Raw genomic sequence first — 20449 nt, 5'->3', positions numbered from 1 at the left:
GGAACGCACCCTGCCCCAGATTCATGCGGGGCCTTTAACCCCGCCCGCGCAGACGGTCCAGAGGGTTTGCGCGGGTTTTGTCGCCTTTTGCCTAGCTCTTCGTACTTTCGTAGAAGGTGTAGCTGAGCGTGATCTGCTCGATGTCGCTGGCATCCGGATCGCCGACGATGGCGGGATCGACGTAGAACAGGACCGGCATACGCACTTCCTGGCCGGGCTGCAGCGTCTGCTCGTTGAAGCAGAAGCACTGCACCTTGTCGAAATACTTGCCCGCCTGCGCCGGCGACACGTTGAACGACGCGATGCCGGTGATCGGTCGGTCCGAGTTGTTCTTCGCGAGATAGGTCGCCATCTGCCGCTCGCCGATGCGGACGGTCGTCGTCGCCTTTTCGGGCTGGAACTTCCACGCGAGGCCGGGCGCGGTATTCGCGTCGAAGCGGACCGACATCGTCTGGTCGAGCACGGCGACCTTGCTGGCCTGCGCCGCATCGACCCGCTGGGTCGTTCCGCCCAGGCCCGTGACCTGGCAGAACATGCGGTAGAGCGGGACGGATGCGTAGCCGAGGCCGAGCATGCCCAGGGCCACGCCGAGCGCAATCAGCGCGACCTTGAGGTTGCTGCGGTTCTGGCCCTCGCCCACCGGATGCGCGGCGGCGGTCACTTCGCCTGCTCCGCTGCGGCGGCGGCGCGATCGTCGGCGTCGGGAAAGCGAACGATGGTGAGCGCGAAGAACAGCACGACGAGGCCGACGAGCACGAGGCCGAGCGCCTTGTTGCGCGACTTCTGCCGGGTCTGGAACTGCTTCTGCTCTTCGGGGGTCATGCGATCAGACCTGCATTGGCGGCCAGCCGGTCGGCCACGAGAAGGCCGAACAGCGCGAAAAGATAAAGGATCGAGAAGCGGAACAGCCGCTTTTCGGGCTTCATGGCATCACCCTCGCTGCTTTGCCGAAGGCCCACCGGCACCGAGTAGCCGACGAAAGCCAGCGACAGCAGCGTCGCGCCGATGGCGTAGATCATTCCCGCACCGCCCAGGAACCACGGCGCCATCGCCACCGGCGCGAGGAGGATGGCATAGATCAGGATCTGGCGCCGGGTCGAAGTCTCTCCCGCGACGACCGGCATCATCGGGATGCCGACCTTGGCGTAGTCGATCTTCACGAACAGGGCGAGCGCCCAGAAGTGCGGCGGGGTCCACATGAAGATGATCGCGAACAGGACGATCGGCATCAGCGTCACCTCCTGCGTCACCGCGATCCAGCCGATCAGCGGCGGGAAGGCCCCGGCGCCGCCGCCGACGACGATGTTCTGCGGCGTGCGCGGTTTCAGCCAAATGGTGTAGACGACCGCGTAATAGACGATCGAGATCGCCAGCAAGGCCGCGGTCAACCAGCCGGCAGCGAGGCCCATGACCATCACCGACCCGGCCGACAGCGCAATACCGAAATCGCGCGCGTTGATGCGATCCATGCGCCCGGCGGGGATGGGCCGCTGCGCGGTGCGCTTCATCCCTGCGTCGAGTTCCGATTCGTACCACATGTTGAGCGCCGCCGCGCCGCCCGCGCCGACCGCGATGCACAGGATGACGATGGCGCCGATGACCGGGTGGATGTGCCCCGGCGCGGCAAGCAGCCCGCACAGGCCGGTAAACACGACCAGCGTCATCACGCGCGGCTTGGTCAGCGCGAGGAAATCGCGCCATTCTGCCGGTAAGGCCACGGAATGATCGGCGGTGATCATCATCGTCCTATGAACCAAGCCGGCCCCCGGTTGAAGGGGCTGGCGCGCCGGAACGCGACGAAGCGTGGCCGGCAAAGCAGAACGAGGCGGGTTGGTGACCCCGGGGCGTTCGATTGAAGTGCCTGTCGAAAGCCCCGCTCGATCAGTGGGCGGCCTTGTCGTCGATGACAGGCAGGGTTTCGAACTGGTGGAACGGCGGCGGGCTGGTCAGCGTCCATTCCAGCGTCGTCGCGCCTTCGCCCCAGTAGTTCGGCGCGGCCTTCTTGCCGGCAACCAGCGAGTAGAAGACGTTGACGAAGAAGATGAGGATCGAGACCGACATGATCATGTAGCCGTCGGTGGCGATCTTGTTCCACAGCTCGAACGCCGGCGTATAGTCCGGGTAGCGGCGCGGCATACCCTGCATCCCGAGGAAGTGCATCGGGAAGAACAGGGTGTTCACGCCGATGAAGAACACCACGAACTGCAGCTTGGCGAGAAACTCGCTGTGCATGCGGCCGAACATCTTCGGGAACCAGTACCACCAGCCCGCGAACAGCGCCGTGACCGCACCGAGCGACAGCACGTAGTGGAAGTGCGCAACAACGTAATAGGTGTCGTGCAGGTTGTCGTCGATGCCGCCGTTGGCCAGCACGACCCCGGTCACGCCGCCGACGGTGAAGAGGAAAATGAAGCCCAGGGCCCACCACATCGGCGACTTGAACTCGAGGCTGCCTCCCCACATCGTCGCGATCCACGAGAAGATCTTGATGCCGGTCGGCACAGCGATGACCATCGTGGCGGCGGTGAAGTACATCTTCTCGTTCACCGACAGACCGACGGTGTACATGTGGTGCGCCCACACGATGAAGCCGACGACGCCGATGGCGACCATGGCGTAAGCCATGCCGAGGTAGCCGAAGACCGGCTTGCGGCTGAAGGTCGAGACGATCTGCGAAACGATGCCGAAGCCCGGCAGGATCATGATGTAGACTTCGGGGTGGCCGAAGAACCAGAACAGGTGCTGGTACAGGATCGGATCGCCGCCACCGGCCGGGTCGAAGAACGTCGTGCCGAAGTTGCGGTCGGTGATCAGCATCGTGATCGCCGCGGCCAAGACCGGCAGCGCGAGCAGCAGCAGGAAGGCGGTGACCAGCACCGACCACACGAAGAGCGGCATCTTGTGCAGGGTCATGCCCGGCGCGCGCATGTTGAAGATCGTGGTGATGAAATTGATCGCGCCCATGATCGAGGCCGCACCGGCAAGGTGCAGTGCGAAGATCGCGAAATCGACCGCCGGCCCGGGCGAGCCCGAAGTCGACAGCGGGGCGTAGACCGTCCAGCCGGTGCCCGCGCCGTTGCCGGTGCCGCCCGGCACGAAGGCCGAGATCATCAGCGAGCAGAACGCGAAGAACGTCAGCCAGAACGAGATGTTGTTCATCCGCGGAAAGGCCATGTCCGGCGCGCCGATCATGATCGGCACGAACCAGTTGCCGAAACCGCCGATGAGCGCGGGCATGACCATGAAGAAGACCATGATCAGGCCGTGCGCCGAGATCAGGACGTTCCAGAGGTGCAGCGTCTCGTCGAAGTTCGCGCCATCGCCGCCGAGGAACGTGGTCCACCAGCCCAGATACTGGATGCCGGGCGCCGCGAGCTCGGCGCGCATGATGCCCGAGACACCGCCGCCGATGATGCCCGCCATGATGGCGAAGATCAGGTAGAGGGTGCCGATGTCCTTGTGGTTGGTCGACATGAACCAACGCTGGAAGAACGGCGGCGCGCCGTGATCGTCATGCGCATGGTGCGCATGGTCGTCGTGAACCGGCAGGGATTCGGGGGTTGCGGTAGTTGCCATGGTCTTGCCCTATGCGAAATCTTTGGCTCAGGCCGTCGGAGCGGCGGCGGCAGGCTCTTCGCCCGCGGGCGCGGTAGCCTCTGCGGGAGCGGCGTCGGTGGCGCCGGCGGCGGGCGCCGCGGCGGCGGCCGGAGTGACCGCGGCCGGCTTGTCCGCCGACTTCAGTTCACCGCCCTGCGCCAGGACCCATGCCTCGAACTTGTCCTTCGGCAGCGCCTCGACCGCGATCGGCATGTAGCCGTGGCGAACGCCGCACAGTTCCGAGCACTGCCCGTAATAGACGCCCGGCTCCTTGATGAAGAGCACCTTCTCGTTCAGGCGGCCCGGAACCGCGTCCAGCTTGAACCAGAGCGAGGGAACCGCGAACGAGTGGATCACGTCCATGCCCATCGTCTGAATCCGGATCGGCACGCCGACCGGAACGACCATGCGATTGTCGACCGCGAGGTGCGACGGCTCGCCGTTGGCGATGGCCTTTTCCTCGGGCAGCATGTTCGATATCACCTCGAACCCGCCGTTGTCGGGATATTCGTAACCCCAGTACCACTGGTAGCCGTTGACCTTCACCGTCAGCGCATCCTTGGGCGCCGATTCGTACTGCTTGGCCAGCAGGTCGATCGAAGGCACCGCGATGCCGAGAAGGATGAGAACCGGAAGGCCGGTCCAGATCACTTCGATCAGCGTGTTGTGGCTGGTCTTCGAAGCGACCGGGTTCTTGCCGCGGCGATAGCGGACCATGACCCACAGCAGCAGAAGCAGGACGAACAGCGAGATCACGGTGATCAGCGGCATCAGCAGCGCGTCGTGCATCCACAGGCCGTAATCGCCGATCGGCGAAAACTGGTCCTGGAACCAGATGCCGCCCTCAACCGGCATGCCCTTGCCCGGGGTCGGTTTCATCGGGACGTAGCCGCCCGAAGCCGCGGCCGTCACGGCGGCAGCGGTCGCTTCGGCGACGGGCGCTTCGGCGGTGGCAACGGCAGCGAAGGCCGCCTGCGGCAGGACGGCGAGCGCGGTGGCTGCCCCTGCGATGATCTGAACAGTACGGCGGATACCCATCACCAGTCTGTCGCCTTCCCTTGCGTCTTCTCGAACCAGGTTGACCCCCGTTGCGCATGCCGCGCGACTGTCGAAAGTCGCCGCACTCGCCCCCTGAAGGTCCGCTTGCGAGGGGGCCTATACGCGCGCTTGCGGCCTCCCTCAAGCACCTCTAGGGGATATTTTTGCACTGCGGCGAGAAGTTCCGTCCATCGTACCTTTGGCGCGGCCCGTCGCTGCGCCGTTCCTGCCACCGCTTTTCCGGCCATGGGGGCCGGATCGCACAGACCACGATTGCCGACCATGACCGACGAAGATGTCCTTTCCGAATTCCGCGCCGCCGGGGCCTTGCTCGAAGGGCACTTCCTGCTCTCGTCGGGCCGCCACAGCGCGCATTACCTGCAATGCGCCCGTGTCCTGATGAACCCGGACCGGGCCGGGCGGCTCGCCGTCGCCCTCGCGGCAAGGCTGCCGCGCGATTTGCGCGGCAAGATCGACAAGGTCGTCTCCCCGGCGATGGGCGGGCTGATCATCGGCCATGAAATGGGCCGCGCGCTGCAGGTCGACGCCGTGTTCGTCGAACGCCCGACCGGTACGTTCGAACTGCGCCGAGGGTTTACCATAGAGCCGGGCGAGAAGATCCTGATGGTCGAGGACGTGGTCACCACCGGCCTGTCCAGCCGCGAGGCGATCAAGGCGGTGGAGGCCGAAGGCGGCAAGGTCGTCGCGCTTGCCTGCCTCGTCGACCGGACCGGCGGCGATCTCGATGTCGGCGTGCCGTTCCACCCGCTCGTCTCGCTCAATTTCCCGACTTACGCCGAAGACGAACTGCCGCCCGAGCTGGCCGCCACGCCTGCGGTCAAGCCCGGCAGCCGCAAGGCCTGAGGACCTGACGAGATGGCCGAGCGCCCCCTTTCCGACCGCCCCTCTCCCGCCAGGCTGCGCCTTGGCGTCAACATCGACCACGTCGCCACCATCCGCAACGCGCGTGGCGGCGACCATCCCGATCCCGTGCGCGCGGCCGAAATCGTCGCGGCAGTGGGCGGCGACGGCATCACCGCGCACTTGCGCGAAGATCGCCGCCACATCCGCGACAGCGACCTGGCGCGGATCCAGTCGGCGACCGGCCTGCCGCTGAACCTGGAGATGGCGGCGACGGACGAGATGCTCGCCATCGCCCTCGCCCACGCGCCGCACGCGGCCTGCATCGTGCCGGAAAAGCGCGAGGAACGCACGACCGAGGGCGGACTGGACGCCGCCGGGCAGCACAACCGCCTCGCGCCCATCGTCTCTCGGCTGACCGACGCGGGAATCCGCGTGTCCCTGTTCATCGAAGCGGAGGAGCGCCAGATCGAGGCCGCGCTGCGCCTGGGCGCGCCGGTGGTCGAATTCCACACCGGTGAGTATGCCCACGCCCATCTCGACGGCGATCGCGAGAGGACCGCCCGCGAACTCAAGCGCCTGACCGACATGGCCGCGCTGGCCGCCAAGAACGGCATCGAACCGCACGCCGGACACGGCCTGACCTACGAGAACGTCACCCCGGTCGCAGCCATCCCGCAGCTCGCCGAGCTGAACATCGGCCACTACCTGATCGGCGAAGCGGTCTTCGTCGGGCTAGAAAACGCCGTCCGCCGCATGCGCGAGCTGATGGATGAAGCGCGTTGATGAACTGGTTGGTCGAGACCGTTCGGGGCGCGCAGCGACTCCCGCAAGGCCGAACGGCCGCCGCGCCTTATTGGCGCGTAGCCAAGCGGGCCGGACGGCCCGCGCCCGGCGTTTGAGGGCTTGAAAACATGATCATCGGCATGGGTTCCGATCTCTGCAACATCGAGCGGATCCAGAATTCGCTGGACCGCTTCGGCGAGCGATTCGTCCTGCGCGTCTTTACCGAGATCGAGCGCGCCAAGGCCGAGCGCCGGCCCTTTACCCGCGCCGGGACCTACGCCAAGCGCTTTGCCGCGAAAGAGGCATTCTCCAAGGCGGTCGGCACCGGCTTTCGCCGCGGCGTCTTCATGAAGGACATCGGCGTCGTCAACGCGGCCAGCGGCGCTCCGACGCTGGCGCTGGCCGGCGGCGCGGCGATCCGGCTGGCCGAGCTGGTCCCGTCCGGCCATGCGCCCCACATCCACCTCACCCTCACCGACGATCATCCCTGGGCCCAGGCCTTCGTGGTGATCGAAGCGCGGCCCGTCATCGGCCGCCCCATGTCCGCCGAGTAGCTCCTCCGATGCCCCTCTTCCGTCAGCGGGAAACCGTTCCTCCCGCGCCCCGGTCGATCAGCGACGACGATGCGGGCCATTCTTGGCTCAGCGAGATCGTCGGTCTTCTGGTCATGCTGGCGGCCGTGCTCGGCTTCCACAGTTTCGTTGCCAAGCCGTTCTACATCCCCTCGATCTCGATGATGCCCAACTTGCTGGTCGGCGACCGGCTCATCGTCAGCAAGTATCCCTATGGCTGGTCGTGGGTCTCGGCCAGCTTCCATGTCCTGCCGCGCAGCGACTGGCGGGTGCTGGGCCGCACGCCCGAATACGGAGACATCGTCATTGTCGTGCCGCCCTATGCGCAGGAGGACTGGATCAAGCGGGTCGTCGCGCTTCCCGGCGACCGGATCGCGGTCGAGGGTGGACGGATTATCCTGAACGGCGCCTTCGTGCCGCAACAGGTGGAGCCCACGCTCGATCTGCCGGTCGACGCCAACGCGCCTTGCGAGGATTTCACCTTTCCCTATCTTCGCCGCCGCCTCCCTTCGGGCCGCGAGGTCTGCGAATTGCCGCTGCGCCGCGAGACGCTGCCCAACGGCGCCAGCTATGTCGTCATCGACCACCTCGAGAACCAGCCGCTCGACGACATGGCCGAGATCGTGGTGCCCGAGGATCACGTCTTCCTGATGGGCGACAACCGCGATCACAGCGCCGACAGCCGCGAGATGACGCCGGGCAAGGGTCTGAACGGTCCGGTACCGCTCTCCTCGATCGGCGGGCGCGCGGAATTCATCACGTTTTCTCTCGACGGAACTGAGGATTGGAACCCGTTGAGCTGGTGGGACGCCTTGCGCAAGGGACGCGCGTGGCGCAGTCTGCGACCCGAGATCCGCGAGCCGGGCACCACAGTAGCCATGCGTGCGCGAGCGGAGACAGGGGAGCCAAGCTGAATGGACGTCGACGATCCGCATCCGCATTCACACAGCCCGACCACCATCGCCGATCCCCAGCTCCGTTTCGAGGCCCGCCGCGCTCTCGTCTGGGTCGGCGTAATCGTTCTGGTCGGCACTGCGATCTACATGGCGCAGGCGCTGCTGGTCATCTTCGGCGGCATGGTCTTTGCCGCGATCATCGACGGAGGCGCGCGGCTGCTGGGCCGGGTGCTGCCGGTCGCTCGCGGCATCCGCATCGCCGTCGTCCTGCTGCTCGGCTTCGCCTTCGTCGGCTGGGTCGTCTACTTCGCCGGTTCGCAGATCACGACCCAGGCGGCCGAATTTCCCGCACTGATCCAGGCGCAGGCGGCCAAGGCGATCGCCTGGCTCAATTCGCACGGCTTTGCGCTGGGCAGCGACAGGATTGCGGACCTGGTCGAGAAGACGGCGGGCGGCGTCGGCCAGCTGACCCGCGCGGTCGGCGGGATCATCGGCGGTTTCACCACCGCCTTCCTGATCGCCATCATCGGCATCTACATCGCGCTCGAACCGCGGCTTTACGAACGCGGCGTGGCCTGGATGCTGCCCGACGGCGAGCGCGAGAGCTTCCTCGAACTGGCCGGCAGCATGGCCTTCGCGCTGCGCCGCCTGATGTTCGGGCGGCTGGTCGGCATGCTGTTCGAAGGCATCATCACCTGGGCGGCGCTGGCGCTCTACGGCGTGCCGATGGCGGCGCTGCTCGGCATCCTCACCGGCCTTCTCGCCTTCATCCCCAATGTCGGCGCGGTCGTCTCTGGGCTGCTGATGGTGCTCGTCGGCCTGTCGGGCGGGCCGGACATGGCGCTCTATTGCGTAGGCGTCTATCTCGTCGTGCAGACGTTCGACGGATACGTCGTCGTCCCGATGATCGCCAAGAAGACGGTGGATCTCGCCCCCGCACTGGTGCTGGGCATGCAGCTGATCTTCGGCATCCTGTTCGGGATCATCGGCCTCGCACTCGCCGATCCGCTGGTGGCGATGATCAAGGTGATGCTCGAACATCGCAGCAAACAGGCCGCGCGCGATGCCGAAAAAGAGAGCAACGGGGACTCGGATGGACAGGTGCGGGAGACGACATACTGATGGCGCGCAAATTCCTCTACGTCGTCGCGTTCTGCATCGTTCTGGTCATCGCCGGCGGCATCGTGCTGACATACTGGTCGCGCGAACTGACCGAACTGGCGCTGACACCGCAGGGAGACTTCGTCGAACAGGACCCGCTGGCCGGCAACGCCTACGAAGATCCGGCGATGTGGCTCAGCCGCCCCGGCATGGGCAATGCCGATCCGGCGCAGTGGCGTCCGCCCTCGCTGACAGCAGATGCCGTTCCGTCACGTGCGGCGGTCTTCTTCGTTCATCCGACGTCGTATATCTCGCGCAGCAGCTGGAACGCGCCGATCGATGATGCTGAGGCGCGATCGGGCGCGGAAACCTTCGTTCGGGGGCTCGCCAGCCCGTTCAACCGGTCGGTCGACATCTGGGCCCCGCGCTACCGCCAGGCGGCGGTCGGCGCCTTCTTCGCGCCCGGCGCCAATCGCGACCGTGCGGTCGCCCTCGCCTACCGCGACGTGGCGCAGGCCTTCGACTTCTTCGCCGCCAGCATCGGCAAGGACCAGCCGATCGTGCTCGTCGGCCACAGCCAGGGCGCGCTCCTGCTGAAACGGCTGCTGGCAGAGCGGATCAAGGGCACGCCTATGGCGAACCGCGTCATCGCCGCCTACATCGCCGGCTGGCCGGTCTCGATGGAGCGCGAACTGACCATGATGGGCCTGCCCGCCTGCGCCACGGCAAACCAGCCGGGGTGCGTGCTGAGCTGGCAGAGCTACGCCGAGCCGGCCGATGCCTCCGCATTGTTCGACGCCTATGATGCCGGGGTCACGCTCGATGGCAAACCGATCGCAAAGACCGATGTCCTGTGCACCAACCCGATCACCGGAACGATCGACGCGCAGGCCCCAGCGAGCGCCAATACCGGAACGCTGGTGCCCGATACCGACATGACCAGCGGGCGTCTGGTCGTCGGCGCGGTCCCCGCACGATGCTCGCCCGATCACCTGCTGCTGATCGGCGATCCGCCGGCAATGGGCAACGCGGTGCTGCCGGGCAACAACTACCACGTTTACGACATCCCGCTGTTCTGGATGAACCTGCGGCAGGATTTCGCCCGCCGGGAGGCCGCGTGGCTGACGATGCGGGGCATTTCCGCCCCGGCGGCGAACACGCCGCCGGCCGCAACGGGCGTTTTGCCCCAGGCGGCCCCATCGCCGCAGCCGACGCCTGCCCCCGCCCCGCCCGCGACGACGTGATCACCGAAAACGCCCGGGAATTCGGTGCCGCCCTGGCCGATGGCGGCGTGCTGATCGGTCTCGACCCCGGCACGAAGACCGTCGGCGTGGCGACCTGCGACGCGGGCTGGCGCTTCGCGACCGCGGGCAAGACCTTGCCGCGCGGCAAGTTCGGCCCGCTGCGCGCTTCCCTCGAAACGATCCTCGCGCAGCGGTCGGCCAAGGGCTTCGTGCTCGGCCTGCCGCGCAACATGGACGGCAGCGAAGGCCCGCGCGCGCAGGCGACCCGGGCGCTGGCCCGTAACCTCGAACAAGCCTTCGCCCTGCCGGTCCTGCTATGGGACGAACGGCTTTCGACCGTCGGTGCCGAGCGGGCGATGATCGATCAGGACATGAGCCGCGCCCGCCGCGCCGAGCGCATCGACAGTCATGCCGCCGCGGTCATCCTGCAATGCGCGATCGACGCGCTGGCGCAGGATGGGCTCGACTGAGGCTTGCGGACAAAGAAAAGCCCCCCGTTCGCCAACGAACGAGGGGCCTTACTTGAAATCGTTTCGAAGATCAGGCTTCGGCGGATGCCTTTTCCACGTCCTGCTTGGCGATCATCCTGGTCGCCAGGACCGAGGCACCGAACGAAACCACAACGCCGACTGCTGCAACTGCTACTACCATGTCACGTCTCCTTGTAAGTTCGACTTGATGACAGGGTATGTCAGAGGTCTTAATTTTTGCTTTCACGGCCACTTTCGTTGATAGACCGCTCTGTTTTCAAGGATATTTAAGCAACACGGTCAGGCCGTCGCCACCGCTTTCACCGATGGGGCGACGCACCGCATCGGCCCGCGCCCGCACGAGAATCGATTCGGGCACGGCACAATCGTGCATGATCGTATCGGCGCTGCCGAGAAGGCGCGCTTCGCGCAGGGTCAGGTCGTCTGGATCGTTCGAGCGCAGGACGATCTCGTGGACACCGGTGGGCGCGCCCGCCTCCTTTCCGCCGAGCCACGCCGCCACGCTGGCCCCGTCCTGCCCTGCCATGAGATCGAGCGCGCCGCCCTCGTCCAGCGCCGCGTCCAGCGCGCGGCGTCGTTCGGCAGAGGACGGCCAGCGCGACTTCATCGCGTCGCGCGCCGCCGCCAGCGCATCGGCCAGCCCGCCCAGCCCCTGCGGCAGGAGCCGCTCGATGCGAAGGCGCAGGATCTTGGCCAGCCCCGCCGAAGCGCCGCCGGTCCCCACCGCGACCAGCACCGGATTGCGATCGACGATCGACGGCACGGTGAAATCGCATAGCGCGGGCCGGTCGGTGACGTTGACGAGCAAGCCCTTGCAGCGCAGCCGGATCGCCGCCGCTTCGGCATCCCTCGCGTCGTCCATCGCGACAAAGCCCAGAACCGCGTGATGCGCCTCCGGCTCGCCGACGCACTCCCCGCCCGCCCGCTCGACCAGCCGCCGCTTCGCCTCCGCCGCCTCTCCTTCGCCCAGGACGACCACCTTGCGGCCCCGAATGCGGAAGAAGAGCGGCAGCGACTGCATGATTACAGCCAGTCCGGAACCTGCTCCGCAGCCAGGATGGTCGCGGGGTCGATCCGGCTGGCGACCACGGCATAGCGGTCGCAGCAAACCAGCACTTCGGGCACCAAGGGCCGCGAATTGTAGGTGTTCGCCATCGTCGCGCCATAGGCCCCGGCGGTGCGAAACGCGACGAGATCGCCGGTCGCCACCGCATCCATCTCGCGGTTCTTCGCGAAAGTATCGGACGATTCGCAGATCGGGCCGACGACATTGGCCGTGGTCTTCCCGCCGGTCGGCAGGACGGCGACGACATCGTGCCAGGCATCGTACATCGCCGGCCGCGCAAGGTCGTTCATGGCGGCATCGACGACGACGAAGGGATGGTTCGCGCCCCGTTTCACCCGCACGACGCGGCTGACCAGCACGCCCGAATTGCCGGTGATGACCCGGCCAGGCTCGAACATCACGGTCACGTCCCAGTCCGCGGTGACTTCGGCGACCATGGCGCCGTAGTCCGCCGGCGTCGGCAACTCCTCGCCCGCGCGATAGGGCACGCCGAGGCCGCCGCCGAGGTCCATATGGGTGATCGCATGCCCCGCCGCGCGCAAGTCGCGCATCAGGCCGCCCATCTTGGCAAAAGCGGCGCGGCTGGGCGCAAGGTCGCTGATCTGGCTGCCGATATGCACCGCCAGTCCGCGCAGGTTCATCCCCGGCAGTGCGGCCAGCCGGGTGAAGATCGCCGGCGCTTCGTGAAAGGGCACGCCGAACTTGTTGTCGGCCTTGCCGGTGCTGATCTTGTCGTGGGTTCCGGCATCGACGTCGGGATTGACCCGCAGCGCCGCCGTCGCGACCAGGCCCCTGGCGTGCGCGATGCGAGCGAGCTCGACGCCCTCTTCCTCGCTCTCCAGGTTGAACTGGCCGATCCCGGCCTCGACCGCTTCGGCCAGTTCGTCGTCGGTCTTGCCGACGCCCGAAAAGACGATGTCCGCCGCCGGCATCCCTGCTGCAAGCGCGCGGCGCGCTTCACCGATGGAGACGACATCGGCGCCGAACCCCTCGTCGCGCAACACGCGCAGCACGGCGAGATTGGGGTTCGATTTCACGGCAAAGGCGAAATGCGTCCGGTCCACCGCCGACAGCGCCTCGCGAAAGACGCGGGCATGGCGGCGCAGGGTCGCCTCGGAATAGACGTAGACCGGGGTGCCGACCGCCTCGGCAATGGCGGGCAGCGGCACGTCTTCGGCATGGAGCACGCCGTCGCGATACTGGAAATGGTCCATCCAGGAAACCTTTGGGGCTCAGCCTTCGGGAGGCAGGTCGAAGGGGTCGGCCTCGCGCTCTTCGGAACGGGTGCGCAGTTCGACGTTGCGTTGCGGCGCGGCCTGGGTCGATCGTTCGAGGAGGTCCTCGGCCTCGGGCTGCTCGTTCTCGCCATAAGGTGTCGGCGGCAGCGATGCACCCGGCGTCGGCTCGAGGTCGGTGCGCTGCGCGCAGGCAGCCAGCGACAGGGCGATGGCCGCCGCCGCGAATGTCGATGCCAGCTTCATGCGCCCTGCTCTCCCGTCTCGCCAAGGCCCAGCGCGGCCCGCGCCTCGGCCACTCGCTTGGCCACTTCGGCCGGGGAGGTGCCGCCATGGCTGCACCGCGCCGCGACCGATGCCTCGACCGATAGCGCGGGATAGACGCGTTCGTCGATTCGCGCATCGATCGCCTGCAGTTCCTGCAACGACAGCTGGTCGAGTGCCACGCCCTTGCTTTCGGCAAGCTTGACCACGGCGCCGGTGATGTGGTGCGCCTCTCGGAACGGGATGTCGGCCTGCCGGACCAACCAGTCGGCGAGGTCGGTCGCCGTCGCGTAGCCGAGTTCCGCCGCCTGGCGCATCCGGTCGGTGCGGAAGGTCGCCTCGGCCACCATGCCGGTCATCGCCGCGATCGACAGCGCGAGCAGGCCCGCCGCCTCGAACACCGGCGGCTTGTCGTCCTGCATGTCCTTCGAATAGGCGAGCGGCAGGCCCTTCATCGTCACCATCAGCGCGGTCAGGCAGCCGACGATGCGCCCGGCATGGCCGCGCACCAGCTCGGCGGCGTCGGGATTCTTCTTCTGCGGCATGATCGAACTGCCGGTCGACAGCGCGTCGGGCATGCGGACGAAGCCGAACGGCTGGCTGGCCCAGATGATCATCTCTTCCGCCAGCCGCGACAGGTGCAGCGCGCACTGTGCCGCGGCCTGCAGGAAGTCGAGCGCGAAGTCGCGGTCCGATACGGCGTCGAGGCTGTTGCGGGTCGGCCCGGCAAAGCCGAGCGCGCGGGCCGTCGCCTCCCGGTCGAGCGGGAACCCGGTTCCGGCCAGCGCCGCGCTGCCCAGCGGGCACTGCGCGGCACGGGCATGCGCGTCGACGAAGCGCGAGCGGTCACGCGCGAACATCTCATGATAGGCCATGAGGTGATGGCCCAGCGTCACCGGCTGCGCGGTCTGCAGATGGGTGAAGCCGGGCATGATGCTGCCGGCATGTTCGCCGGCGCGCGTCACCAGCGCGACCTGCAGCGCGCCGAGCGCCGCATCGGCCTGCGCCAATGCCTCGCGTACCCAGAGCTTGAAGTCGGTCGCCACCTGGTCGTTGCGGCTGCGCGCGGTGTGAAGCCGCCCCGCGACCGGGCCGATCAGCTGGGTCAGCCGGTCCTCGGTCACCATGTGGATGTCCTCGAGATCCCAGTTCTCGGGCACGCCGTCGGCTTCGTATTCGGCAGCAACCCGGTCGAGCCCCGCCGCGATCGCCTCGGCGTCGGCCTGCGCCACGATGCCCTGCGCGCCCAGCATCGCGACGTGCGCCTTGCTCGCGGCGATATCCTGTCGCCACATCGCCTTGTCGAAGGGGATCGAGGCGTTTATCTCGCGCATGATCGCGGACGGCCCCTCGGCAAAACGTCCGCCCCACATCTGGTTGGCCTGCTGGCCGATCGCACCAGCGCCGGAGCCGTTCTTGCCCGTCATCGAAAACCGTCCGTCCTTGCCGTTCCTGGCCGGAATCGCGCTCGTCTGCGCCATCCCCGCTCTCGCCGCGTGCGATAGGCAAAGCGAAGGCGCGGGGCAACCGGAAGCGTCACCGCCTGCCGGGGAGGTTGCCGACGGCGCGCAGCAGGCGGGCAAGATCGACACGTCCCACAACGGGGAAGCGGCGCCCGACATCGCGATCTCGCTGCCCGACGGCACGTCGAAATCGCTCGCCGCGTTCAAGGGCAAGCCGACACTGGTCAACCTCTGGGCGACCTGGTGCGGCCCCTGCGTTCTCGAGATGCCGATGCTCGACGAACTTGCCGGTAAACATCCGGAGATACAGGTTCTGACCGTATCGCAGGACATGGAAGGCGCGGCCAAGGTCGAACCTTGGTTCGCGGAAAAGGATTTCGCGCATCTCCGGCCCTGGCTAGATCCGAAGAACGACCTGACCTTCAGCTACAACACGGGGGTCCTGCCGACGACGATCTACTACGACGCGGCGGGCAAGGAAGTCTGGCGCGTGGTCGGCGAATACGACTGGAGCGGCGCGGAGGCCGAGGTGTTGCTGGCGCAGGCGAAGGCCCGCTGATCGGAAAGGTCAGTCGTGCTGCGGCAGCGGGATCAGGCCCGCCCGCCCTGCCCTCCTGCGCGACGGTCGTGCCCCGAAAGGATCGCGGGCGACGCGGTTCGCGACAGCACTTCGCGCAAGGAGAACAGCGACTGCATGCGGGTTACCCCCGGCAGCTTCGACAATTCGTCGCGGTGGATCCGCTCGAAATCGTCGAGGTCGCGGGCGCGGAGCGAGAGGAGATAGTCCTCCGAACCCGACAGCAGGTGGCATGACAGGATCGACGGACTGGCGCAGACGGCCTGTTCGAACGCCTCGAGCATCGATGTCGCCTGCTTCTCGAGCTGGATCAGCACCATGACCAGGGCGCCGAAGCCGAACTTCCCGAAATCGAGCCGCGGGCTGTAGCCCTTGATGTAGCCCTGGCTTTCCAGCAATCGCTGCCGCCGCCCCGCCGCCGGACCCGACAGGTTCGCCGCCTCCCCCAGTTCCGCCTGTGTCGCGTTCCCATGCTCCACGAGATGCGCGAGAATCGCCCGGTCGAAACTGTCTATCGCCATTTTGAAATACCTTATGGGAATTTGTTTTCCATTTGTCCCTTCATACCACTGAAACGTCTTCAGATCGATCAGATTTTCCGGCCGGCAACCGCTATGTGAAAGCCTTAAGACAACAGGAGGATTTCACGATGCTGGTCGGCGTTCCGAAGGAGATCAAGAAGCAGGAGGCCCGTGTCGGCCTGACCCCCGCCGCGGCCCGCGAATATATCGCGCGCGGCCATTCGGTGCTGGTCGAGACGGGCGCCGGTGCCGGCATCGGGGCGAACGACGAAGCGTACATCGCGGTCGGCGCCCAGATTGCCGCCACCGCAGCCGACGTCTTCGCCAGGGCCGAGATGATCGTGAAGGTCAAGGAACCGCAGCCGCAGGAGTGGGTGCAGCTTCGCGAAGGTCAGATCCTTTTCACCTACCTCCACCTCGCGCCCGATCCCGACCAGGCCCGCGGCCTGCTCGACAGCGGCGTCACTTCGGTCGCCTACGAAACCGTGACCGAAGGCAACAGCCTGCCGCTGCTCGCCCCGATGAGCGAGGTGGCCGGGCGCCTGTCGATCGAGGCGGCGGCCATCGCCAGCCGCAACTTCAACGGCGGCAACGGCCTGCTGATGGGCGGCGTGCCCGGCGTGGCCCCGGCCCGCGTCCTGATCCTTGGCGGCGGCGTCGTCGGCACGCAGGCGGCGCGCATCGCCGTCGGGCTCGGCGCTGACGTGGCGATCCTCGATCGCTCGCTGCCTCGCCTGCGCCAGCTCGACGACCTCTTCGCCGGACGCGCGCGCACCCTGTTCTCGACCATCGATTCGCTCGAATCCGAGCTTTCCCAGGCCGACGTGGTCATCGGCAGCGTGCTCATCCCCGGCGCCAGCGCGCCCAAGCTGGTCACCCGCGACATGCTCGGCCTGATGCGCCCGCGTTCGGTGATCGTCGATGTTGCCATTGACCAAGGCGGCTGCTTCGAAACAAGCCACGCCACCACGCACGAACAGCCGACCTACGAAGTCGACGGCGTGATTCACTATTGCGTCGCCAACATGCCGGGCTGCGTCCCCACCACGTCGAGCCACGCGCTCAACAACGCGACCCTGCCCTACGGCCTCGCCCTTGCCGACGGCGGGCTGTCGGCGATCCTGCAGAACCCGGGCCTGCGCGCCGGCCTTTCGACCCACAAGGGCAAGCTGACCAGCGAGCCGGTGGCCGAGGCGCTCGGTCTCAGCTTCTCCGCCCCTGCGGACGTTCTGGCAGCCTGATTCCGCAAGGATAGAAGCCGAACCAAGGAGCCCGCCGTTCCGCATTGGGGGAGCGGCGGGCTCGTCGCGTTGACCGCTGACGCGCCGCACACGGCTGCCGCAGGATCGATCGTTCGCAAACGACTCGCCTTTTCAATGGCCTGCGCGTCCTCAACGAGCTAGGCTTGCGGTCCCATGCGAAAAGCTGCCACCCGCATCGTCGCCGCCTTCCTGCCCCTCGCGATCAGCGCGAACGCCCTTGCGCAACCCGCCGATCCGGCCACGCGAACGAGCGGGCGCCCGCAGTCGACCGCGGCGGAAGGATGGAGCGTCACCGTCGGCGTTGCCCCGATGGCAGGCCCCGCGTGGGAGGGATCGGACGACATGATCCTCTCGATCTTTCCCGATGTCCGCATCGCTTACGGGGACACGATCTTCGCCTCGATACCCGATGGCGTCGGCTGGAACGCGATCAACGACAATGGCTGGAAAGCGGGTCCGATTGCCAAGCTGCGGTTTGGGCGGGACGAGGACGGTGGCGGATCGCCGTTCGCCGTTGCCGGGAGCAGCGATGCGCTGGCGGGGATGGGCGACGTCGATCCGGCGGAGGAAGTGGGCGGCTTCGTCGAAAAACGCTTCGGTGCGGCGCGGCAGTGGAGCGGGCGGATCGAGACGGTGCGCGGCTCCGGCGGCCACGAAGGCATCGTGGCCGACCTGTCGCTCGCCTAAAGGATGCGAAGCGGCCGCACGATGATCAGCGTCGGACCACGCGCTACCTTCGCGACATCGGATTTCACCCGCGTCTATTTCGGGATTAGCGGCGATCAGGCGGTTGCGACAGGCCTCGCCCCCTACGAGCCGAAGGGAGGGCTGGTCTCCTATGGCCTTGGCGGAACCGTGGTCCGCCCGCTCGATCGGCGAAGCGCGTTGACCCTGTTCACCAGTTTCCGGCGGCTCGGCGACGTCGCCGCGGATTCGCCGCTGGTTCGCGAGCGCGGGCGGCGCGGGCAGTTTACCCTCGGCGTCGCCTACGGCATCCGCTTCGGTCTTTAACCCGCCATCAGCCGCGATGCTGCCTCCACCCGCACGGGGACCGATTTCGACGCCGGGGTCTTCGACAGTTCGTCGTGGTGGGTGATCGGGACCAGGACGTTGCATTCGGGATAGTAGCCGGCAATCGTCCCGCGGGGCAGCCTGTAAGCCACCAGTTTCAGCCCGCTCAGTTCGCGCTCGACATCGTCGCCGTCGTAGTCGGTGACCAGGCGCACGGTGTCGCCATCGGCGAGTCCCGCTTCGGCGATATCGTCCGGGTTCATCAGCACCACGTCGCGCGTGCCCTCGATGCCGCGGAAGCGGTCGGAATAGCCGTAGACGGTGGTGTTGAACTGGTCGTTCGACCGCATCGTCAGCAGGCGATAGCGCCCCGGCTTGTCCGCGAAGCCTAGCGAGGTGAGTTGCGGCGGGGTGGTGATGACCGCCTTGCCGCTGTCGGTCTTCCAGATGCGCCGGGCGGCGGCATTGCCGCGCCAGAAGCCGCCCTCCTCGAACATGCGCTTGTTGAAGTCGTGGAAATCGTCCGGGTAGGTCGCCTCGATCAGGTCGCGGACCAGCCAATAGTCGTCCGTCCACTCGTCCCACTTCAGTTTCGGATGGGGGTCGAGCGTGGCCTTCGCGATCCCGGTCACGATGGCCAGCTCGCTTTTCAGGTGTTCGGAGGCCGGCGGGCGATGCCCGAGGGACCCGTTGATCATCGAGAAGCTGTCTTCGCTCGTCACGGCCTGGTTGCCGGTGGCCTGCCGGTCGATCTCGGACCGGCCGAGACAGGGCAGGATATAGGCGGCCCCACCGGGGTGGAGATGGCTGCGGTTGAGCTTGGTCGAGACCATGACCACCAGGTCCTGCCCGGCCCAGCCCTTTTCCATCCGCTTCTGGTCGGGCACCGCGCGCACGAGATTGCCGCCGAGCGAGATGAAGCCGCGCACCCTGCCCTCGATCAGGCCCTGCACCGCATCGACGACGTGCATGCCATCCTTGGTCGGCGGGTCGAAATCGAACAGCTCCTTCAACTTGTCGAGCGGGACGAGATGCGCCTTCTCGGCGATGCCGACGGTGCGCTGGCCCTGCACGTTCGAATGGCCGCGCACAGGGCAGCAGCCGGTGCCGGGGCGACCGATATTGCCTTTGAGCAGCAGCAGGTTGACCATCATCGCGATGTTGAGCGCGCCGTGCGTGTGCTGGGTAAAGCCCATGCCGTATACGCCGATGGTCCTTTCCGCTTCGATGTAGACCTGCGCCGCTTGGCGCAGCGCCCCCTCGGTCAGGCCGCTGGCGTCTTCGATGTCCGTCCACCCGGTGTCCCGGCAGCAGGCGATGAAGGCATCGAAACCGGTCGTATGCTGCGCGATGAAGGCGTGGTCGATGACCTCGCGCCCGCCCGCGTTCCGAGCCGCGTCGTCCGCTTCCACCAACACCTTGCAAAGGCCGAGAATGGCCGCGACATCGCCCCCCGCCTTGATCTGGTGATACTGGTCGGAAATGACCGTTTCCTTGCCGGTCAGCATGGCCATGGGGTTCTGAGGATCGACGAAGGACACAAGGCCCTGTTCGATCACCGGATTGAAAGTGACGATCCTGCCGCCACGGTCCTTCAGCGCCTTCAGATCGTGCAGGAACCGGGGGCTGTTGGTGCCGGGGTTCTGGCCGAAATGGAAGAAGCAGTCGGCCTGGGCCAGGTCGTCGAAAGTGACGGTGCCGACGGGCGAGCCGATCACCTTCGTCAGCCCGACCGAAGTCGTCTCGTGGCACATGTTGGAGCTTTGCGGCAGGTTGTTGTTGCCGTAGGCCCGCGCCAGCAGGGCATAGAGATACGATGCCTCCAGCCCGGCATGGCCCGATGCGTAGAACACGACCTCCGCGCGCGGCAAGTCGCGCAGGGTCGTGCCGATCGCGGCGAAGGCATCGCCCCAATCTATCGGGACGTAGCGATCGGAGGCGGGGTCGTATTTCATCGGGTGCGTCAGGCGGCCCGCCTTTTCGAGCTGGTGATCCGACCATGCGCGCAGTTCGGTCACCGTGTGTCCCTCGGCGGCGAAGAACGCGGGCGTGCAACGGTCGTGCGTCAACTCCCACAAGGTCGCCTTGGCGCCGTTCTCGCAGAATTCGAAGGCGGAATAGTTCGCCGGCTTCGGCCAGGCGCAGGACATGCACATCACGCCTTTCGGCTTGTTGAGCCGTCGCAGGCTGTCGAGCGCGCCGGGCGAGGCCCAGGTCTCGTCGTAGATGCTGGCGATGCCCCGCATCGACCCCCAGCCGCCGGCGGGGCCGGGCGAGTGGGGAAGGTCCTTGGAAGGGGGTGCGGTATCGTCTGCCATCACGGCCTCCGTTGGCGTCCTCGGGCCGGGGCGACCCATGAGGCCACGGCTAGCGTCGGGTGATGGAACGCGCAGGGCATGCAAATTATCCGCTTGCCCGGCCGCTTGGCGAAAAACCCGGGGCAGGCGTGGGCTGCGTGGCGGCC

General features: G+C 66.9%; 20 protein-coding genes and 1 pseudogene. 10 read left to right on the top strand and 11 right to left on the bottom strand.

Annotated elements, in window-relative coordinates:
* Positions 1-91: 91 nt before the first annotated feature.
* The 5 genes from J2X37_RS07960 to coxB all read right to left on the bottom strand — a co-directional run bounded on the left by J2X37_RS07960 (position 92) and on the right by coxB (position 4635).
* On the bottom strand, positions 92-661 hold the full coding sequence (locus J2X37_RS07960; protein WP_404979605.1) for a cytochrome c oxidase assembly protein: 570 nt from the start codon (positions 659-661) through the stop codon (positions 92-94).
* Positions 658-822: a hypothetical protein gene (locus J2X37_RS07955; protein WP_310019770.1), complete on the bottom strand. Its 165-nt coding sequence runs from the start codon at positions 820-822 to the stop codon at positions 658-660. Before J2X37_RS07955 ends, J2X37_RS07960 begins: the two co-directional genes overlap by 4 nt.
* Entirely contained in the window at positions 819-1739 is a 921-nt protein-coding gene (locus J2X37_RS07950; RefSeq protein ID WP_404979604.1) for a heme o synthase, read from the bottom strand. The genes J2X37_RS07955 and J2X37_RS07950 overlap by 4 nt, the downstream gene beginning before the upstream one ends.
* Before the next feature lie 142 nt (positions 1740-1881).
* On the bottom strand, positions 1882-3576 hold the full coding sequence (ctaD, locus tag J2X37_RS07945; RefSeq protein ID WP_310019766.1) for a cytochrome c oxidase subunit I: 1695 nt from the start codon (positions 3574-3576) through the stop codon (positions 1882-1884).
* Positions 3577-3603: 27 nt separating this feature from the next.
* Positions 3604-4635 (bottom strand): cytochrome c oxidase subunit II, encoded by a 1032-nt coding sequence (gene coxB / locus J2X37_RS07940; RefSeq protein WP_310019765.1) that lies wholly within the window; start codon positions 4633-4635, stop codon positions 3604-3606.
* Between the two features lie 282 nt (positions 4636-4917).
* On the opposite strand from coxB, the gene pyrE reads away from it, so the two are divergent.
* The 7 genes from pyrE to ruvX all read left to right on the top strand — a co-directional run bounded on the left by pyrE (position 4918) and on the right by ruvX (position 10565).
* The gene (gene pyrE, locus J2X37_RS07935; protein WP_310019763.1) at positions 4918-5499 is read left to right on the top strand and encodes an orotate phosphoribosyltransferase; all 582 of its coding nucleotides are present in this window, start codon (positions 4918-4920) and stop codon (positions 5497-5499) included.
* Positions 5500-5511: 12 nt separating this feature from the next.
* Positions 5512-6282, top strand: coding sequence for a pyridoxine 5'-phosphate synthase (locus tag J2X37_RS07930; RefSeq protein ID WP_310019761.1), 771 nt, complete (start codon positions 5512-5514; stop codon positions 6280-6282).
* Positions 6283-6410: 128 nt separating this feature from the next.
* The gene (gene acpS, locus J2X37_RS07925) at positions 6411-6836 is read left to right on the top strand and encodes a holo-ACP synthase (RefSeq protein WP_310019759.1); all 426 of its coding nucleotides are present in this window, start codon (positions 6411-6413) and stop codon (positions 6834-6836) included.
* Positions 6837-6844: 8 nt separating this feature from the next.
* Positions 6845-7768 carry a signal peptidase I gene (lepB, locus tag J2X37_RS07920; RefSeq protein ID WP_310019757.1) on the top strand — a complete coding sequence of 308 codons (924 nt, stop codon included), beginning with the start codon at positions 6845-6847 and terminating at the stop codon, positions 7766-7768.
* Positions 7769-8872 (top strand): AI-2E family transporter, encoded by a 1104-nt coding sequence (locus tag J2X37_RS07915; RefSeq protein ID WP_310019755.1) that lies wholly within the window; start codon positions 7769-7771, stop codon positions 8870-8872.
* Positions 8872-10095, top strand: a complete 1224-nt coding sequence (locus J2X37_RS07910) for a DUF3089 domain-containing protein (RefSeq protein ID WP_310019752.1) — start codon at positions 8872-8874, stop codon at positions 10093-10095. The genes J2X37_RS07915 and J2X37_RS07910 overlap by 1 nt, the downstream gene beginning before the upstream one ends.
* Entirely contained in the window at positions 10092-10565 is a 474-nt protein-coding gene (gene ruvX / locus J2X37_RS07905; RefSeq protein WP_310019750.1) for a Holliday junction resolvase RuvX, read from the top strand. The genes J2X37_RS07910 and ruvX overlap by 4 nt, the downstream gene beginning before the upstream one ends.
* Positions 10566-10842: 277 nt before the next feature.
* Here ruvX and J2X37_RS07900 read toward each other — a convergent pair whose 3' ends face one another.
* Genes J2X37_RS07900 through argH form a run of 4 tightly spaced genes read right to left on the bottom strand, consistent with a single transcriptional unit; the run spans position 10843 to position 14524 of the window.
* Positions 10843-11607 carry an NAD(P)-dependent oxidoreductase gene (locus J2X37_RS07900; protein WP_310019748.1) on the bottom strand — a complete coding sequence of 255 codons (765 nt, stop codon included), beginning with the start codon at positions 11605-11607 and terminating at the stop codon, positions 10843-10845.
* Between the two features lie 2 nt (positions 11608-11609).
* Positions 11610-12866, bottom strand: coding sequence for a diaminopimelate decarboxylase (gene lysA, locus J2X37_RS07895; protein ID WP_310019745.1), 1257 nt, complete (start codon positions 12864-12866; stop codon positions 11610-11612).
* Between the two features lie 18 nt (positions 12867-12884).
* Positions 12885-13133 (bottom strand): hypothetical protein, encoded by a 249-nt coding sequence (locus tag J2X37_RS07890; RefSeq protein WP_310019743.1) that lies wholly within the window; start codon positions 13131-13133, stop codon positions 12885-12887.
* Positions 13130-14524 (bottom strand): argininosuccinate lyase, encoded by a 1395-nt coding sequence (argH, locus tag J2X37_RS07885; protein ID WP_310020340.1) that lies wholly within the window; start codon positions 14522-14524, stop codon positions 13130-13132. The genes J2X37_RS07890 and argH overlap by 4 nt, the downstream gene beginning before the upstream one ends.
* A gap of 43 nt (positions 14525-14567) precedes the next feature.
* Between argH and J2X37_RS07880 the strand changes: the two genes are divergently transcribed.
* Positions 14568-15173 carry a TlpA disulfide reductase family protein gene (locus J2X37_RS07880; RefSeq protein WP_310019741.1) on the top strand — a complete coding sequence of 202 codons (606 nt, stop codon included), beginning with the start codon at positions 14568-14570 and terminating at the stop codon, positions 15171-15173.
* 32 nt (positions 15174-15205) lie between these two features.
* Here J2X37_RS07880 and J2X37_RS07875 read toward each other — a convergent pair whose 3' ends face one another.
* Positions 15206-15712 (bottom strand): Lrp/AsnC family transcriptional regulator, encoded by a 507-nt coding sequence (locus J2X37_RS07875; protein ID WP_310019738.1) that lies wholly within the window; start codon positions 15710-15712, stop codon positions 15206-15208.
* A 128-nt stretch (positions 15713-15840) separates the two neighbouring features.
* Here J2X37_RS07875 and ald point away from each other — a divergent pair, with 128 nt between their 5' ends.
* A complete protein-coding gene (gene ald / locus J2X37_RS07870; RefSeq protein WP_310019736.1) occupies positions 15841-16953 on the top strand; it encodes an alanine dehydrogenase in 1113 nt (370 codons plus the stop codon).
* Positions 16954-17127: 174 nt separating this feature from the next.
* Positions 17128-17985, top strand: a pseudogene (locus J2X37_RS07865) (MipA/OmpV family protein).
* Here J2X37_RS07865 and J2X37_RS07860 read toward each other — a convergent pair.
* Positions 17982-20303 carry an FdhF/YdeP family oxidoreductase gene (locus tag J2X37_RS07860; protein WP_310019735.1) on the bottom strand — a complete coding sequence of 774 codons (2322 nt, stop codon included), beginning with the start codon at positions 20301-20303 and terminating at the stop codon, positions 17982-17984. The pseudogene J2X37_RS07865 and the gene J2X37_RS07860 overlap by 4 nt on opposite strands.
* Positions 20304-20449 lie beyond the last annotated feature (146 nt).

Origin of the sequence: Croceicoccus sp. BE223 (assembly GCF_031457155.1) — a bacterium.
Classification (GTDB): Bacteria; Pseudomonadota; Alphaproteobacteria; order Sphingomonadales; family Sphingomonadaceae; genus Croceicoccus.
This window is presented reverse-complemented; position numbering and strand designations above follow the sequence as displayed.

Bases quoted from the DNA above. Each gene is read 5' to 3' on its own strand.
- J2X37_RS07955 (WP_310019770.1), bottom strand. From the start codon at position 822: ATGACCCCCGAAGAGCAGAAGCAGTTCCAGACCCGGCAGAAGTCGCGC.
- J2X37_RS07950 (WP_404979604.1), bottom strand. From the start codon at position 1,739: ATGATCACCGCCGATCATTCCGTGGCCTTACCGGCAGAATGGCGCGAT.
- ctaD (WP_310019766.1), bottom strand. From the start codon at position 3,576: ATGGCAACTACCGCAACCCCCGAATCCCTGCCGGTTCACGACGACCAT.
- coxB (WP_310019765.1), bottom strand. From the start codon at position 4,635: ATGGGTATCCGCCGTACTGTTCAGATCATCGCAGGGGCAGCCACCGCG.
- pyrE (WP_310019763.1), top strand. From the start codon at position 4,918: ATGACCGACGAAGATGTCCTTTCCGAATTCCGCGCCGCCGGGGCCTTG.
- J2X37_RS07930 (WP_310019761.1), top strand. From the start codon at position 5,512: ATGGCCGAGCGCCCCCTTTCCGACCGCCCCTCTCCCGCCAGGCTGCGC.
- acpS (WP_310019759.1), top strand. From the start codon at position 6,411: ATGATCATCGGCATGGGTTCCGATCTCTGCAACATCGAGCGGATCCAG.
- lepB (WP_310019757.1), top strand. From the start codon at position 6,845: ATGCCCCTCTTCCGTCAGCGGGAAACCGTTCCTCCCGCGCCCCGGTCG.
- J2X37_RS07915 (WP_310019755.1), top strand. From the start codon at position 7,769: ATGGACGTCGACGATCCGCATCCGCATTCACACAGCCCGACCACCATC.
- J2X37_RS07910 (WP_310019752.1), top strand. From the start codon at position 8,872: ATGGCGCGCAAATTCCTCTACGTCGTCGCGTTCTGCATCGTTCTGGTC.
- J2X37_RS07900 (WP_310019748.1), bottom strand. From the start codon at position 11,607: ATGCAGTCGCTGCCGCTCTTCTTCCGCATTCGGGGCCGCAAGGTGGTC.
- lysA (WP_310019745.1), bottom strand. From the start codon at position 12,866: ATGGACCATTTCCAGTATCGCGACGGCGTGCTCCATGCCGAAGACGTG.
- J2X37_RS07890 (WP_310019743.1), bottom strand. From the start codon at position 13,133: ATGAAGCTGGCATCGACATTCGCGGCGGCGGCCATCGCCCTGTCGCTG.
- argH (WP_310020340.1), bottom strand. From the start codon at position 14,524: ATGTGGGGCGGACGTTTTGCCGAGGGGCCGTCCGCGATCATGCGCGAG.
- J2X37_RS07875 (WP_310019738.1), bottom strand. From the start codon at position 15,712: ATGGCGATAGACAGTTTCGACCGGGCGATTCTCGCGCATCTCGTGGAG.
- ald (WP_310019736.1), top strand. From the start codon at position 15,841: ATGCTGGTCGGCGTTCCGAAGGAGATCAAGAAGCAGGAGGCCCGTGTC.
- J2X37_RS07860 (WP_310019735.1), bottom strand. From the start codon at position 20,303: ATGGCAGACGATACCGCACCCCCTTCCAAGGACCTTCCCCACTCGCCC.